Raw genomic sequence first — 17,439 nt, forward strand, 5'->3', positions numbered from 1 at the left:
CAAATGATTTCTTACGGATTGAACGTTTCATTTCAACCTTTGATAATAGGAAATACATCAATCCTGCAATTAGTAAAGAGTCAACAAAATAAAAAGAAGTAATCGTTATTTGTTCGTAATATGAGAAAAGTGATATAATACTACTCAACAACCAAGACAATAAAGCTGGTATTCCAAAATTCTTTCTTTCTTCTAAATGATAGACTTGTTTCCTTAGAATAAAAAAGTCAATGATATAAATGGCCGACACTGATGGGGTGAATACTCCTAATAAGGATAGAAAATCGAATAAATGCTCGGAGAAACGACCTATAGCCAATAATGTTCCTAGGATGCTACTAATAATACATAGGTATTTGAAATTCGATTTTGATGACAAAGTAGAGAATGTCAATACTACAGAATATAAGTTCGTGGCATTTGTTACCCAAGTGGTGATAAACAACAATAAGAAAGCAGGAATAATTAAGTCCATCTTCTCCATCATTTTCATGATATCAATTTCTCCGGTGTTTACGGCAAGGACGACACTTATGATTAACACTAAGGGAAAACCAATGGTCACACCCAATATGGATATCAAACTGTGACGATCATTAAATACAAATCTTGAAAAATCAGCCATTAATACTGGCAATAATATGGATGATCCTATTAGAATAGAGGTGGCCTCAAAAGTAGAAAGAGTAATTGATGTTGGTACAAAATTAATAATTCCATCCCAACTTACTTGATCATCAAAAGTGAGATAGACCACAACAATGAGGAACAATAGTAATATTGGTACAAAAATATTTGACAGCTTTTCCAAACTTTTGATACCGTACATCGTGCTTGATGTAATGATTAAACTACCAATTATACTGATCAACCAAAAAGGAACATCAAAATTTAAGGTGGATAGTAATGTATCGTTAATAGCTTCTGATAAAAGTTCTAATGCCACCGCAAACCAACCCAACAAACAGATACCGATCATTAAGTTGATCAGTTTCACTCCTTGCTTACCAAAAGGGAAACTCAATATCATATAAGTGGATAATCGACTTCGGTTACCAATTAATGTAGTCAGAATACATAAAACTGATAATACAACAGTCGAAATACCAAAGGCACAAAGGGCAGTTTCAAAACCTGCTTTTAAAGTGATTTCAGCACCTAAGTAGAGAATAGGCAAACTCACACCTGTTCCTGCGATGATTAAGGCAATGGCCCATCCACTCATAAAATCATTTGATGTAACCTTTGAGTTGGTGTACTGATTACTATCACTCATGCGTTTCTCTGTCTTTTCTTTCTAATTGCTCCACGAAAGGTAATAACTCTTCCAACGATATCTCACCTTTCGTTAAGATCTCCTTATCGTCGAATGATAAGGTTACTTTCTCTACTACCCCATCAAAATGAGATACGGCTTGCTGACCAAAAGGAGGCATATCCATAGGACTGGTATAACCAAAGCCAAAATCAACTCCTCCCCAAACTCTTTCGTCTTCGACTATGTCTCCCGATAATTCCTTCACTCCTGGATTAAGACCAATCATGTTATGGGAGATCTTATACATGTTTTCATCATCAAAAGATGCTAAAAACTGAATAAACTTTTCTGCTTCTGTATTCCCTAGAATTTTAACGATTTTACCACCCTCAACAATAAACTCAACATGATTATCGCCTGTAAGGTCAGCATTCATCAAAGTATCAAAAACGATTCTTCCATTCATGCTCTCTAATTTAGGGACAATATTCACATAGCCTGGGGCAGTACCAAAAATTGGTTGAGAGTAGTCTCCATCATCAATATCAAATGTATAATTTAGGTCGATGTCGTAATAAACATCGGTACCGTTGGCACTTTTGATATGTACTCTTTTTGATTTTTTCGCCATTTCCAACACACGCATCAATAATTTTTTGAGGGTTGGAATATCAAAATGAGCAAAGGTTCTCACCAATGATTCGATGGGTGTATCCCCTATTATTAAATATCTGAGTTTCTTATTTTTTGCCATCGCAGTCTCCCAGATATCAGAATAGAGCATCACAATGGATTGAAGATCGATCCACACATCCACTTGGCAAAGTGCTGGAGTCAACGTTTCGTGAGGCCAATAAGCCATACCATCCTGACCATCATATTTTGCTTTTGGTACGATGACGGTAAGCGGTTTGGCATCACATTTCTCCACTTCTTGGGTAAGGTATTTTATTAATGTGAAATCTGAACCTGAATCTGCAGTAAATGCAATGGTTTCTCCTGATTGAACTTTGAACATATCATGAATCAGGATACGACAAAATTCCTTATAAGTATTTTCCAAAATAATTATTTGTTGATAGGTAGACGCGATGATTATTAGTTATAATAATCATCGCGTTCTGTAGTGATATTAGAACCTTACTGTCAATGCTGTACCAACACTTAGTGGTTGACCTCTCCAACCTACATCGTCTGGGCTACCTACAAATTGACCTGGTGAAAATTCTTGATAATATTGCTGATTGGTGAGGTTATTTCCCCATACTTCAAATTCGAATTTCTTATAGGTCATCGATACTCTAGCATTTAATAGTTTATAAGCATCTGATGTATGTTCTTTCAAATTACTTTCGTGCCAGTAGGTTTTACCTGTATGATCTAGGTTGATAAATCCGTTAAATCTAAGTTCTTTTGATATTTGAATAGAAGAGGATAGGTTCACCCCAAATGTATTTACCGGCACAAAAGGCGTTTTGTTTCCGTTATAAACACTATTATCAGTAGCATCTCCATTTTCTCCACCTGTCGTTCCTCCTTCAATAATTTGAGAATCTGATATACCATAGTTAAAGCCAAGATCTAAGAACTTACTTAGTCTAAATTTCGTGTCTAACTCAAAACCAATCACTCTACTCTTGTCATAGTTATAGATACCACCGTAGAAATCGGTTAAATCTAAGATAAACTGTTGCTGATTGGTAAAGTCTGTATAGAAAGCAGATCCGTTAAAGATAATTCTTTCGTTCCAAGCTGATGTTTTGAAACCGATCTCATAGTTATCCGTCAATTCATCCTTAAAGTCTTTATCAAAAAGTTGGGTGATCGCAGGGTTAAATCCTCCTGTTCTATAGCCCTTTCCGTAGTTGGCAAAGAATAAGATGTTCTTATTTGCTTGATAAGCCAATGATGCTTTAGGTTGAAAAACATTATTCGTTCTATCCGACTTCACATCATTCAAACGGTCATCCTGCTCGAATCGATCAATATCAAATCTAAAACCTACCGATGCCGTTAACTTATTAGTGATTTTATAATCTACAAACCCAAATAATGCTAAAGTTTGAGTGAAATTTGTAAGATCAGCAGCCACTACATTGAATTGCTCCCAAGTATCGTAATCCCTCACTAAACCATCTTGGTAGAAAGGTTCCTCCACAGTTTGGAAGAACCCGCCAAAACTCCAATCCAATTTTGATGTCTTATTCTTATTATCAAATCGTATTTCCTGGTTGAAAGTAGTTGATGAAGTCACTTCATTCTGTGTGAAATCATCATAAGGTAAGAAGTCTAAATCGCCATATGTTTTACGATCAACTTGGTTAAACGACGTTACACTTTGAATGTTAAAGTGATTGGCACGGTAGTTCACTTTTAAATTACCATTGTGGTTGATCATACTCGATTTACCCAATACATCACTTACAATGGTGTTATTTCCTTCCTTTGGATTGGGATCCAAAACACCACCCGGCTCTAGATTTCCTTCGAACTCATAACCTTCGGGATTAACAGAGTAGTAGGTCGCTCCTCCCTCTAAATTAAAATGTTGATAAGCTACGGATACGCTCAAACGATCCGTTAAGTCTGCTTTAAGTTGTCCTCTTAGGTTGATGTCTTTTCTGAAATCAACAAACTCATTCAGATAGTCATTTTTAAGTAAACCATCTGAATCTCTATACTGAGTGGAGAATCTATAATATAACTTGTCTTTGACAATCGCCCCTGAAGAAACGAATTGACCTGTTTTTGCATTTCCATTGGCATACCCCACTTTCACTTTATTACTCATCGTGTTCGTAGGCTCCTGAGTGTAGATGTTTATTGCACCGCCAATAGCGTTTTTACCATATAATGCACCTTGTGGACCTTTTACTACTTCTACCAAAGCCAAATCGTACAACTCCTGATTTAATAAACTTGGGTCAGCCACAGTTACACCGTCAATAACAAATGCAACTGGAGCATCACCTCCTCTGAGTTGGGGAATTCCTCTTACGGATATAAAATTATTACCTACTGCTTGAGAAGTATTAAATTTCATGTTAGGCACCAAAGTAGCAAAAGAGCTAAGATCAGTGATTCCTGCATTTTTTATACCCTCAAAGTTTAAGGCTTGAACTGATTCAGGAATATTTTGAATGGATTCTGTTCTTCTTCTCGATTTACCAACAACGCCCATAAATCCAACCACATTCACCTCTTCCAATTGTTGAGCATCTTCTTCTAAAACAATAGAAAACTTTGTCTTATTGCCTACCTCGAATTCTACTGTAATGTAACCCGTATAGGATACCACAATAGTAGATTGTTCTGGAATCTCCATTTCGAAGTTTCCATTAAAATCGGTCACGGTACCATTGGTTGTCCCTTTTTGAAGAACTGTTGCACCAATTAATCCTTGCTGATCCGACGATGTGATTTTTCCTGATATGATTTTATTCTGTCCCAAAACAATGGAAACGGACGAAAAGAATAAAAGTATAAGATGAATAAATAATTTCCTTAGCATGTTGATCTATTGAAAGTGATGAGTAAATGTTAGTACAAAAAGTGATTTTCGAATTAACGTTGTAAGTATAAATTATTCCTTATGATTATTTTTTATTTCTGATTCCATTTTATTTATTTTAGAATTCCGACGTATTTATCAGGAATTTTATGGAAAATAATAAGAAGCACGATTTAACCACAATAAAATTTACAGCCACTTGTTTCGACACTTTGATGAAAGAAGTGATGTTTCAGTTTCAAGAGAAGCATAGTCAAGCTTTACCTAAAAAGGTAGCCCAAATTTTCGGTTTCGGAAATTACGATCCTGATAAACCCAACCTAAAACAAGATTTCGAAAAGCAGTCCTCTGATTTTGTGAATGGAAAATACCTTTATGATAAAAAGCGATTACTCGAAAAAGGTTCTTTACAAATAAAGATTACCCATTACTACAGTCAATTAATGCTTAATTATGTGGGATATCAAGATATCTATTCCTTTCTAGATGCTGACATTTTAGAAGAGTCAGACAAACAAAAGCAACTCGATTGGTTATCGAATAATGACACCACCGAGAATGGTTACTACCTCTCCTATCACTTTGGGGAAAATAAAGAAGTAATAAAAGGGCAGGTAGAAATCTACAATAATTGGAAAAACGTGAACTATAAATACATTTATCACCAAGATGATGGTTCGTATAAGGAGTTCAATTATCAAGGGTTTATTTCTAGAAGAGCCGACATTCTTCACATTAAAACCAAGACATTAATGGATAACAAATTAGTGGATAGTGGTGAGGATATTTTATATGCAGGTCACATGGATCCGAATAGTAATCCATATTTAATCGGCACTTATACGGCTTTTGATATATATAATAGAGTGATTGCAGGAAAACTGATTTTTGAAAAATATCATTCAAAAGAAGAGATGATAAAGGCGTCTTTAGAAAGGAGAGCACCAAGTTACATTATCCAGGAAATTAGAAACCAAGTGATAATGAACCGGGGTAAAGTGCCCAATTCAGCTTTTGAGATATCATCAAGAAGTCCGTTTGTTTCTACGTACGATAAACTTGCGGGAGTATATCAAATAGTATTTGATTATGCTGAAGATGAGAATGCTAGTTTAGGATTTTCCATCGATCCTACCACTTTCAAAATAAAATCAACCACAGATGGATGTATTTTTCAGAAAGACGAATTCGAGATTATCCAAAACGGATCTGTTGTTCATTTCAGCTTCCAATTAATGGGGTTATCGAAAATGATGAATGTGGAGATCTTTTTCAAAAGCTTTTTCTTAAACGAAAACAGCTCCCCTTATGACGGCATCTTTAGTGGGATGGATCATGAAGGGAAGCTGATTCATGGAAAGGTGAAAATCAGTAAATCTTAGCTTTCTCTGTTTTCGACTTCTTCCAATATTTGTTTTAATTCTGATTGAATATTTTCATTATCCGTGAGTTCTAAGCATCTTTGAATAGAAGTTATATCTGCATTTTTCTTTCGATTAAACTGATATAAGGCCCATTTTTCCTTAGACACTTTGATGATTTTCGGCGACAATATCCCAAGAACAATCAAAATGATGACAACGATACCGATAATAATTTCGGTAGTATAGTCTGCCACAATTGCCGTCCATGGTTTCTGAACCAAATGAACTTTTGTGATCACTTCTTCTCCATAAATGGTAGCTTTGTATTGTTCATGATGCTCCTGATGGAAGGCGATGGAATCGAAAGGTGTCAAGAAAATAGAGACATACCCTTTATGATAGCCTTTTATTCTCGGAGGATAATAAAACAGATCGATACTACTTGGCTTTTCAATTTCATCAATAAACGATTTTAGATCGGGGTACCTCGCATTTCTACCTAAATTGAAGTAAGGCACCTTTATCTCTACCGTATCATTATTTGATGTAAATGTCAACTCTTTAGGAAAAGTCGATAGTAATTCTTCCTTAATCTTTGATATCGGATCGTATTGAATAGTTTGAGACACAACTGATGAATCTTTTAATATCATCAGATTCATTGTTGTATTTAATGGTTTCCCTAAATCACATGATTTATTGAGATAAAGAGGAATTTTTACCATAGTAGTCTCTCGCGGCTTCATCAAAGTTTCTGGGAAATGATAGCTTAAGCATTCTTCTGTTTGCAACTCTACGAACTTATTGATATCAATTAAAGTATCGTAATCACTATCATTATAAATTTTCAACTGATAAAAAACCGAATCATTAGGTGTGTACAATTCCTTACTTAAAAGTTGAATATTCTGATTGTAATTTAATGTATCTTCCCAAATGAGGTTCCCCCTTACCTTAACGACACGTGATGTTAGCTGTACTTTTTGTTCCAAGTACATATTCTTAAAAGTGATCTGACCATAATGGTCTCCCAAATTATTAGCTAGAGCTGCCACAGATAAAATGGTTGTATCGCTTGTAGAGACAATTTGACGAACAGAGTCGGCTGGAATTGTATCGTAATTAATCATAAACACAAAGGCAGAAGTATCTCCTTGATAATTGAACTCCAAAGGATACTCTTCTAAATTGCTGAAAATATAATCCGTAAATTCAACCGAATCGGCTTCCACATTACCTAAGTTGATTTCAATTTCTTCGTGTTCTTCAGGTAAGGCTTCGGTGACATTCGATTTAAGCGCCACCCTCACCAATTGCTTTCCGATTTTAAAAGCCAAATACGCTTTTTTAGTCCCTTTACTTAATGCATTGGTTCTGAATTTAATCTCCAATTTTTCATCCAACATCACAGGTAAGACAAAACTCATGGTATCTTGTGTGAACCAGAAATTGGTTTTATCACCTATATCAATAGAGAAAAATTCGTTATCACCTATATAAAATACTTCAACGGTGGTTGGTTCGTAGACGTTACCTACAAAAATGCTTGCTTCTTTACTTTGAGGAGTTACTTTTCCAAAATCGACAAATAATGCATCGGCAATTAAATCGTTGGATTTAGGTTTACGAGAATTCCTCTCTATTACTTTCTTCCATTGTTTATTTGTATTACCATTCGATAAAGTTTTTATCGTTACACCAGAATTTTTCTCAGCCTTCTTAAATTTAAAGACTTGTGCGTGTATTTCGGTAAAGGCACAAAGTCCTAATAGAAGAAATACAGTATATAGTAACTTCATGTTAGTTTAATTTTTTTTCTACTTGGTCTGTGTATTGCTTTAGAGCGGTAAGAATACCTAAAGCACGTGGATCGTCTTTATGTTCGCCCATTAAATCTGATAAGTTATCTCTATACTTATCAATGCCCATCGTATTATCGCTTTCTGAAATCACTTTAGATCTGCAGAAAGATTTGAATACCTCTTTTTCGTTATCAGGTAGTTGATTATAGAAATTTCTTCCTTTATATCTATACAAAAGTTCTATTAGACGTTCGTCTCTGAACTTAAAATTCTGATGATTGATGAGTTCAGGATTATCAACAGTAGTTAATCTATTGGCAATTGATCGATCGAAATTATTGATGAACTGATCATATAATTGTCCATCGACATCTGTGATCGGAGCAAACTCTCTATTAAACACTTCTTTTAATTTTTTTTCAATCGTACTATCTGATAACAATTCGATCAACTGATTTTTATGTGCTTCAATCATTTTCAAATCGATACCCAATTCTTCCGCTCTTTTAGGAGACAAGGTTCTTGGATCGCAGTAAATATGCGATTTATTAACAATGCACTGAACCACACCTGGTCTTTCATCTCCTTCTTCCATTTCATCCTTTTTCTTAAACATCTTCTCTTGTAGCTGTTCAACATCCAGATCTTTGAGACAAGCAGGCGATGTACGCAAATCGTATCCTAAAAAGGCATTATTGTTTTGGGCATCCTGACAAATTGGGAAGACAAACGATAAATGACCATTTTCCACAGGCACATAAGGTGATATTTTCAAAAGATAACTTCCAGAATTCATCGCTTTTTCGATTTCATCCTTGGCCACTTTTTTATTTCTCATCTTTAAAGCAAAATCAAATAGTCGGGGTTGATGCTGTTTTACCAACTTCAGTACCTCTATAGTAGCGTACACATCAGACATGGCATCGTGTGCGTTTTCATGTTCAATTCCGTTAGCTACTGATAAGTGTTCTAATTTGAAAGATTGTTTCCCTTCCTCGTTTGTTGGCCAATTGATTCCCTCAGGTCGTAATGCGTAGGTAAGACGAAGAATTTCCAATGCATCCATTCTTGAATTGTTGTCCGCCCACTCATGAGAATAAGGATCGATGAAATTCTTGTAGAAGCCAAAACGAGAAAACTCGTCGTCGAAGCTAATATTATTGTAGCCCACATGACATGTTCCTTTTCTTCCTAACTCATTTTTAATGATGCGCATAAATTGATATTCGGGAATACCATTGTTGTTCGCGATCTGTGGAGTAATCCCTGTAATCAGACATGCCTCAGGCTCAGGTAGAAAGTCTAAAGAAGGCTGACAAAATTTGATAATTGGCTCTTCAATAATATTCAAATCTAGATCGGTTCTTACCCCAGCAAATTGAGCAATTTTATCTTGCCTCGGATCCCTGCCGAACGTCTCGTAATCGTAAAAGAATAATGAAGTTGGATTCATACCAAAAAATCGTCTAAATTAAAAAAAGGAAAAACTAAAGGTCTATTCAAATGGCCTAAATACGAAGCTAAGAAATTGTACAAATAAAGGAAATAGTTTATCAATTGTATTTATATTTATTTTTAATGTGTATATCAAAAAATTTTATTGTTAAAAGGTTGCAAAAGTCTCTGAAAATTAATTATTTGTATATAACGTAATACGAATATATCTCAAATGGCAAAATATATCTATTATAAAAAACCTTATACTGAGGTAGAAAAATTAGCCAAAAAGGCTAAAATGACCCTGAAAGATTATGTGAAAAGTCTACCTTCTGCAGACGTCAAAAATTTTGAAACGAGGAAGGCATTTTTCCAGAGTTTTACATCCAAAAGAAAAGCAGCATGGAAAGGCGATGAAGCCACCTCTATGATCTTCGTGGATGGAGTTAAACCTTATGCATTATCAACTAAAGATTTTCTAGAAGAATATCGTATTGCTATTCAACATAGAGGCAGGAAGCCTCGAAAGCAAGGCGGTTCCAATAAGATTGTTACTTTCAGAATGTCCAAAGAAGAGTATGATGCTTTAGATCAACAAGCATCTGCTAAGCAACTAAAAGTTTCTGACTACATTAGAAACTTAATTGAAGCAGATTTAAATAAATAATTTAAAATTGGGTCAAAAAAAAGAGGAACAGTTGCTGTTCCTCTTTTTTTTATTCTTCCAATGGAAGAAGTGTAAGCTCGCTAGGACTTGCATCTTCTAATACATTTGTCTTTTGCTCTTTATAACCTCCCAATCTTCGAAGATGAGCTTTATAGCTTTCTTGTTGATTAGGGTCAAGAATGGTCAATAAGAATTTCTCCTTTTTTGTCTTTGCTCTTTGAAAAGCGTCATCGTATTGATCACTTAATATTCCGTGCTCATTTTTTTGAATGACAACATTCTTATTTACTTGAATAAAATACTCTTCAATTACTTTCGTTTGATCTTCTCTTACATCAATGATCTTTCTCAAATCTTTGATATCATTATTTGTCTTCAGATATGAACCAAGTGTGACTAACTGATCTTCTGTTAAGATCTCGTTTCTTTTTTCCCAAAAACTCTGATCTAGCTCAATTTTTTCAGAAAGCCCCATGTTCGCATTCTTGGGATCTTTTTTAACGACCAAATAACTGTACCTTGCTTTTTGCATCTGACGTTTTTGCAGGTCGTTTAGATTTACAATATTGTCCATCCAAAATGTAAAATGTCTTGCTTCTTTTTCTAATTTACTTTGAGAGAAAACAGCAGAACTAAAAATAATAAAAAGAATAAAAGCTGATAATAACTTCATAAAATTTAGAGTTAGTTGATGATTAATATTTAATTACTCGATGAGAATGACTTCCAATTTTCAGTATATACACACCACGTTGTAAATGTGATACGTCTATAGTTTCTTTTGGCAATTGAATAGTTTGTTTTAGAATCACCTTTCCTTCTACTGAATACATCAATAATTGAATAGGGTTATTGTCCTGTTTTTGAATTACTATTTGATGTTGAACCGGATTAGGATATACTTTAATATATCCATTCTGTTCTGGAATTGATGTTGGAGGTTCTATACCTAGTACAGTAAAGTAAAACTGTTTTTCAGCTACTTCATCTCCCAACGTCACTACTGCAGTTATTTCAATGTCTGTTTGCTCCTCAAGTTGCGTTATTTTAATTAAATCATCTTCGATACTTGCAGTTTCATTATCAGAAGAGATCCATTGAATATTGGCATTACTTGATGGTTCATGAATTAATATATCTTGAGTTACTCCATCACTAGAATCGTCACCTTGATAAATCAATTGAACCTCCTCTAAAATGCCATTCATTTCATTAGAGAACATTTGATTCACCTTGATAACAAAGGTTTTAGTTTCTTTTAAATTATTTAAAGATACTTCCGCCTGTAGAACAACTACATGTGGAAAATAGTCTTTGGTGACAATACCAGAATCGTTCAGAATCTGTAAAGCATTTTCATCTGATGAATTCCAAGCTACTTTTGTACCATGTAAGCCTTCTTGTTCTAACCATAAGTTATTATTAACATTATTTTTAGAATCTCCCTCCGCATAACCAATTTTTAACGCTTCGATGGCTTCTTTTAGTTGATTCATCTGCTCCACATCATCTTCAATCGTCACCTTTACATTATCAAAGTGTATCACACCCACAGTTTTACCCAACTGAATAGCCAATCGAAATGCACTCATACCTGTCGTGGAGTTCACTCTTGTCACCACTTCCAAAGGTGTATCTTTTTGAATCAATTGCGTTGGGCCATTAATTCTATCTCCATTATCCCCTTGTATTTGAGCTCTTATTTCTGTATCAACAGAAGAATACACATCAAAACTAATAATCATCTCTTTAGGATTTGATACCGTATACCCGATTGGATATTGGTCTGTTCTTAGAGTTAGATTTGAAAAGGCTCCTCCATTACTCTGAATATCCATTGTTGCACCCAACGTATTATTCGATGGGAAAGGCTCACTTCTTAATTCATATTGGATTTCAGCATCTGCCTTATGTGTGGTAGACCATCCATTTTCAATTCCTTCTTCAAAATTTGGGTTGACCAAAATTAGATTTTCAGTATCATTTTGATGAGTTTGTCCATAATACCTGTTCCACCATACTTCTGCCAGTCTTCTTAACTCATTAATTCTATTCTGGTAAGAAGGATTGTTTATTTCATTTTTAGTTTCTAATTCTTGAATCGAATTATAAGTGTAAAACTCTTCATGACGTAATGTGATATTTTGGAAAGATGTTTCTATTGGCGACATACTTCTATCGTTCGTCCACATTGTGTATCTATCATTTCCCTTTTTAAATGTGTACCCATTCGATCCACTTTTTTTGTAATAGGTCACCGACAAGTCTAAAGGATAATCCGTTTCTTGGTAATCTGCTATGTATAGAGAGTTACCTTGTAAAAACTCTGGCTTGGGTGTATTGGTATAATCACAAATGGTAGGATATAAATCGATAAGTTGAACCGATCGATCTGTTCCCTTTAAAATATCCGTAGGATCGATAATGATCAGCGGTACTTGTGAGGCGTTTTGTAATAAGTTATGTTTCCCCCACATATTATGATCACCCAAGTTAAAACCATGATCAGAAGTAATAACGATTAAAGTATTCTCTGCTTCACCGACTTCTTCCAATTTGGTCACAATTTTTCCAATTTGAGCATCTATATAGGATGCACAAGCATAATATGATCTCAAAAGTTCTCTCTGTTTTTCTAATTCGAGCACATTTTGAAAACCATTGTATTCTGTCTCCCACTCCTGTGGAATATCTTTATAGCCCAATAACTCTGTAGGATCTTTGTAAGTAAAAGCATCTGTCCCTTCTGGCATTTTTTGGAAAGGCGCCAAAGTAAGCGTGTTCTCATTGTATAAATCATGATACTTTTGAGGAGCAATAAATGGCAAATGGGGCTTTTTAAATCCAACAGCTAAGAAAAACGGCTGCTCTACTTTACTAAAGTGATCTATATATTCAATTGCATGATCTGCAAATTGACCATCTTGATATCCATCGTCGTCTACATGAGCAGGGCCAATTTCAGTCGACATATCTGCTTCTACTCTGTAGGATGTTCCTTTTACAAATGGACCATACTCTTCTGGATATTCATAATGATTGGGATCTTTATAATTATCAGTCCAAGCAATATCGTGATGATTACCATCGACATTACGTGGATCAAAGACTTTACCTACTGCAGCCGTTCTATAACCATTTCTTGATAATAACTCCGGTAATGTTGTCAAATCGGGTGCTGTCTCAGATAATTGCAAAGTCAAATTTGTGACTCCATTACGTTCAGGATAAGTACCTGTTAAGAAAGAGGCTCTCGATGGTCCACATACAGGATATGAACATTGTGCATTGGTATATTGAATACCATTGGTCGATAACTTATCTATTGTAGGAGTAATTACTTCTTCATTCCCAAAAGCAAACAAATCCGTATTCATGTCGTCGATGACGATAAATAGTACATTCTTTTTCTGATCTGTTTTTAATAGTGCATCCACATGGCCAGGCAACCATTGTCTTCCTTCACGAGTATAGATCATTTTATTGGCCTTTGGTCCTGCACACCATAATGCTGCTGAAAAACCCATCGATCTTGACACATCTGCCACTGCTTTATGATAACGGATTCTCGATTGTTCATCGCATGAATTGTTTGATCCGAACTCTCCTAAATACACAGGAACATTGTGCGTATCTGCCCAATCTTTCACCTCTTGAAAATCTCTTTTCAAATTTTGATAATCATCAGGAGACCCCCAAAATGGTTTACTGCCTTCTATTTCCGGATATTTAGTAAAGGTATTAGGCCAATAATAATGAAACCAAGGTATCAATTTATTGTCGTTAGCAAACACCTCCGGATCTAACATTTGAGGGGAATTAATCGCATTATCACCTCCACCCGTAAGCATAATGATTCTATCCGAATTGTTTTGCCTTACAATCTGAAGTAACTCTTTATTCAGTTTATCGACCAATCCCTGCCCCATTTTAAAATAGGGTTCATTAATCAGTTCAAACACCAATTTGTCGTTACTTTTATCTTTAAAATGCTCAGATATCTGCGTCCAAATCGATAACATTCTTTCCCAATATTGAGGAATTGGATATACCTCATCATCTTTAGATACCTCATCTAAAAACCAATGTTCTCCATGTGCGTTCAGCACCACAATTAATCCTGCCTCGTTGGCCCAATCCACTACTTCTTCCACTCGTGTTAGCCAAGCAGCATCAACGGTATAAGGAGCATCGTTAGAAGTATGTGAACCCCATCTTACAGGAAGACGAATGTGGTCAAAACCTGAGGCAGCCACATCATCTATCATGTATTTTTCAATTGGTGCCGCCCAGTCTCCCTCGTTATTGGCACTCATTACATTTCCGAAATTATAGCCAATGCCCAGCTTTTTATTCATTTCATGTGCTGGGGATTGAGCAAATAATTGATGTGAGATTATAGTAATTATAAGTAGTAATCTTTTCATTTATTTCTTTAGTGTTAGTAGTAGATGTTTAATTTATTTTTTGAAAATAGGATTATTAATTCAGTGATAAATCACCAAAATAATAATCCTACTGTGGTCTCCTATTTCATTTTATTTATTCATCATCATTACTTTTTGATGAACTTAATTGATTGATTTCCGGCTCTTAAAATGTACTGCCCTTTCATCAATTTCGATACATCAATTACCATGTTGTATGTGTTCGAAAACTGATTAACAGATAATACTTCACGACCCATCAAATCAAAAATCTTTAATTCCTTTATTCCCTTTGAACTTACTACATGTAATTTATCTGTAGTTGGGTTAGGATAAATTCTGGAAACGATATTGTTATCTCCTGCAGAAGTAGGTTGTTCTACTTTTAAGACGACAACATCAAATTGTTTTGTGGTAGCTGTTGCATTTTCTAGACTCAATGTAGCTGTTAGTGTTACTTGCATATCTTCTGCTTGTTGATTTACTACACCATCGTTAGAAATCACATCCTTATTCGAAGAAGACCAAACTACTGTTGTGTTATGTAAACCATTTAGAGTTAATCCAAGATCTTGAGTGACACTCATTGCATTATCACCTTCTTGGAATTCAATTTCTAAAGCATTTACTGCTTCTTGTAATTGAGCCTCTTCATCACCTACAGTAGTTAAAGTAAATTCCTTTGTATCTTCTAGATCGCCTAAAGTAATTTTGGCAGTAATGTTTCCTGTTACAGCTTGTTTTGTTATTGTTACAGTGCCATCATTTGTGATATTGGAGTGATTTGATATCCACTGAATTTGAGTTTCATATAATCCCTCATTATCAAGAACAACATTACTTGATACCGAGTTGGCGTTATCTCCATCCACAAAACCAATCAAAAGGTTTTCTTTTGCTTTTGCTAATTTCCCTTCATCATTCATCACTGTGGTTAAAGTGAAAGTTTTAGTTGCCGAAAGTTCTCCAATAAATACCGTTGCTGTAAGATCCCCTTCTACTTCTTGAGTAGTAATTGTCACTTCTCCATTATCTGTAATTTGAGCATGTTCTGACGCCCAAACGATTGTAGAAGTGTATTTTCCAGTAGTGGCCAATCCAACATTCTGTGAAACCATTGTAGCTTCATCTCCTTCAGCAAATTCAATAGCTAATTCATTCACTACTTCTTCCAATTGTGCTTCAGGATTTGATTTGATTCTTAAATTAAAAGATTTCGTCTCCGAGTATATCCCTTTTTGAATAGTGGCAGTAAGTACCACTTCTGTATTACTTACAATCTTTTGTACTTCTGCCATCCCTTCGTTAATGATCAAGGCATCATTTTCTGGAACTGACCAAGTGATTATTGTTCCATAAGTATCATCAGATGATTGAAGTGGGAAGCTTTGATTCACATTGTATTCTTGATCACCATCAGCTAACTGAAGTGCTAAATTATTTTTAGAAAAGAACACATCTGCTTCACCTGCTTCCACTTCTGCTACTGACGTATTATCAATGACTAATTCTCCAATATTATTTCCCGCCTGAATCAATAATCTAAACGCAGACAAGCCGCTTTGCATTTCTACAACATCTGTTATTCTAACTGGTGTTTCGTTAATCGAAAAGCTGGTTGAGTTTGTATTTACATTCGCTTCATTTTCATCTTTGCCTTGGAACTGAAAACGGATATTCATATCTGTAGATCCATAAACATCAGCTTCCATTTTAAAATACTTCTTTTCTGTAGTTAAAGTATTGAAAGGAAATATTTGACTTCTTACTGCTAAATTTGGTAATGAAGTACCTCCATTTGTAATATTTAAACTTACGGCTGTAGTCCCATTTTCCTTATGGGTCGTCGTCATAAAATCAAAATCTTCTGCTTGCACAAAAGAAGAATTAAAATTCGTATCCCAATGTTGAGTACCTGCCGAAAAATCGTTATTCAATACAATCCAGTTATCGCTTATTGTTAAAGGAAGTACTGTAATTGAAAAGTCTTTAGTTACAGTCGTGGTATTTTTAGTTACTGATGCTTTTAAAGTAATGTTCTCCGTTTGTTCACCTCTTACTACTTTACCAGTAGTTGATATCACCGACTCATTAGACGATTCCCATGTAACCACTGTTTCATTTAAACCTTCAGAAGGTAGATCAGCAATGGAATACATTATACCATTTCCATCTGTTGGATCAATAGCATTAAATGTGATTCCTAAATTATCAGCTGCTTCTTGTGCTAATTCTTCATCTGTTTTACTTTCTACTTGAACTAATGATACATTATCGATCACTATACTTCCAATATTTCCACCTACTTGAACGAATACACTAAACTTTGTGGCACCTACTGGCATTTTTAAACGAGCAGCATAATTTTGTGTATTTGTCGATATAAATAAGTCTTCTGATGCAATGGCATTCTCTGCCCCATTGTCCCATCTTAATAAATACCTGATTTTATCGCCATCTCCACCGTAGATATCTGCTGATAAAACATATTCCGTTTCTTCAGCAAGTGTTTCTGGAAGATTAGTATAACCTCCATCTTTTAACTGAATGTTTGAGACCGATAATCCCTCATTAATGGCTGATTGGGGAATACTAATTTCAAAAGCATTCGTTCCATTTTCTTTGTGAGTGATCACTTGCCAAGTCGGTAGGTTATCTTGATCTACCGAATTATTGATGGTCACCTCCCATTCATTTCCAATAGGGTCTTCGAACCCTGGATTTTTTATCAGGTTATCGTTCGCCAAGAGAGCATTTGACGACAATAATAACAATAGTGAAGTAATTAATTTTTTCATACTGTGATGATTGAATTTTGTAAAAAATTTTAGAGTTATGTGTTTTGCTTAAATAATCATTTCAAAGGTCACATAACCGTAAAAAATACATGTTTAATTTCCGTTCAAGAGGGATGAATAAATGTTCTACCTTCGATATAACAAGTTGTAAAATGTCTGTATTTGTAAATTAAAG

10 protein-coding genes (1 of these 10 only partly in view) are annotated in these 17,439 nt (G+C 34.9%); 2 read left to right on the forward strand and 8 right to left on the reverse strand.

Annotated elements, in window-relative coordinates:
• The 3 genes from MY04_RS25790 to MY04_RS25800 all read right to left on the reverse strand — a co-directional run.
• Positions 1-1,276 carry the 5' portion of a purine-cytosine permease family protein gene (locus MY04_RS25790; RefSeq protein ID WP_066215758.1) on the reverse strand. 17 nt of this gene lie to the left of the window's left edge, so 1,276 of the gene's 1,293 nt are visible here — the first part of the coding sequence; the start codon lies at positions 1,274-1,276; the stop codon falls past the left edge of the window.
• On the reverse strand, positions 1,269-2,321 hold the full coding sequence (locus tag MY04_RS25795; protein WP_066215760.1) for a hypothetical protein: 1,053 nt from the start codon (positions 2,319-2,321) through the stop codon (positions 1,269-1,271). The genes MY04_RS25790 and MY04_RS25795 overlap by 8 nt, the downstream gene beginning before the upstream one ends.
• A gap of 69 nt (positions 2,322-2,390) precedes the next feature.
• Positions 2,391-4,769 carry a TonB-dependent receptor gene (locus MY04_RS25800; protein ID WP_066215762.1) on the reverse strand — a complete coding sequence of 793 codons (2,379 nt, stop codon included), beginning with the start codon at positions 4,767-4,769 and terminating at the stop codon, positions 2,391-2,393.
• A 149-nt stretch (positions 4,770-4,918) separates the two neighbouring features.
• On the opposite strand from MY04_RS25800, the gene MY04_RS25805 reads away from it, so the two are divergent.
• Positions 4,919-6,151: a hypothetical protein gene (locus tag MY04_RS25805; protein ID WP_066215764.1), complete on the forward strand. Its 1,233-nt coding sequence runs from the start codon at positions 4,919-4,921 to the stop codon at positions 6,149-6,151.
• Here MY04_RS25805 and MY04_RS25810 read toward each other — a convergent pair.
• A complete protein-coding gene (locus MY04_RS25810; RefSeq protein WP_066215766.1) occupies positions 6,148-7,932 on the reverse strand; it encodes a hypothetical protein in 1,785 nt (594 codons plus the stop codon). The two genes, MY04_RS25805 and MY04_RS25810, sit on opposite strands and share 4 nt — an antisense overlap.
• Before the next feature lies 1 nt (position 7,933).
• Complete coding sequence (gene sbcB / locus MY04_RS25815; protein ID WP_066215768.1) at positions 7,934-9,388, reverse strand: exodeoxyribonuclease I; 1,455 nt, start codon at positions 9,386-9,388, stop codon at positions 7,934-7,936.
• 216 nt (positions 9,389-9,604) lie between these two features.
• On the opposite strand from sbcB, the gene MY04_RS25820 reads away from it, so the two are divergent.
• The gene (locus tag MY04_RS25820) at positions 9,605-10,039 is read left to right on the forward strand and encodes a plasmid mobilization protein (protein WP_066215770.1); all 435 of its coding nucleotides are present in this window, start codon (positions 9,605-9,607) and stop codon (positions 10,037-10,039) included.
• A 49-nt stretch (positions 10,040-10,088) separates the two neighbouring features.
• On the opposite strand, the gene MY04_RS25825 is transcribed toward MY04_RS25820, so the two are convergent.
• The 3 genes from MY04_RS25825 to MY04_RS25835 form a co-directional block, all read right to left on the reverse strand.
• The gene (locus MY04_RS25825) at positions 10,089-10,712 is read right to left on the reverse strand and encodes a hypothetical protein (protein ID WP_066215772.1); all 624 of its coding nucleotides are present in this window, start codon (positions 10,710-10,712) and stop codon (positions 10,089-10,091) included.
• Between the two features lie 22 nt (positions 10,713-10,734).
• The gene (locus MY04_RS25830) at positions 10,735-14,466 is read right to left on the reverse strand and encodes a sulfatase-like hydrolase/transferase (protein WP_066215774.1); all 3,732 of its coding nucleotides are present in this window, start codon (positions 14,464-14,466) and stop codon (positions 10,735-10,737) included.
• A gap of 128 nt (positions 14,467-14,594) precedes the next feature.
• A complete protein-coding gene (locus MY04_RS25835; RefSeq protein ID WP_066215776.1) occupies positions 14,595-17,264 on the reverse strand; it encodes a T9SS type A sorting domain-containing protein in 2,670 nt (889 codons plus the stop codon).
• Positions 17,265-17,439: the final 175 nt, after the last annotated feature.

The sequence above is a fragment of the Flammeovirga sp. MY04 genome (genome assembly GCF_001682195.2).
Lineage (GTDB): Bacteria > Bacteroidota > Bacteroidia > Cytophagales > Flammeovirgaceae > Flammeovirga > Flammeovirga yaeyamensis.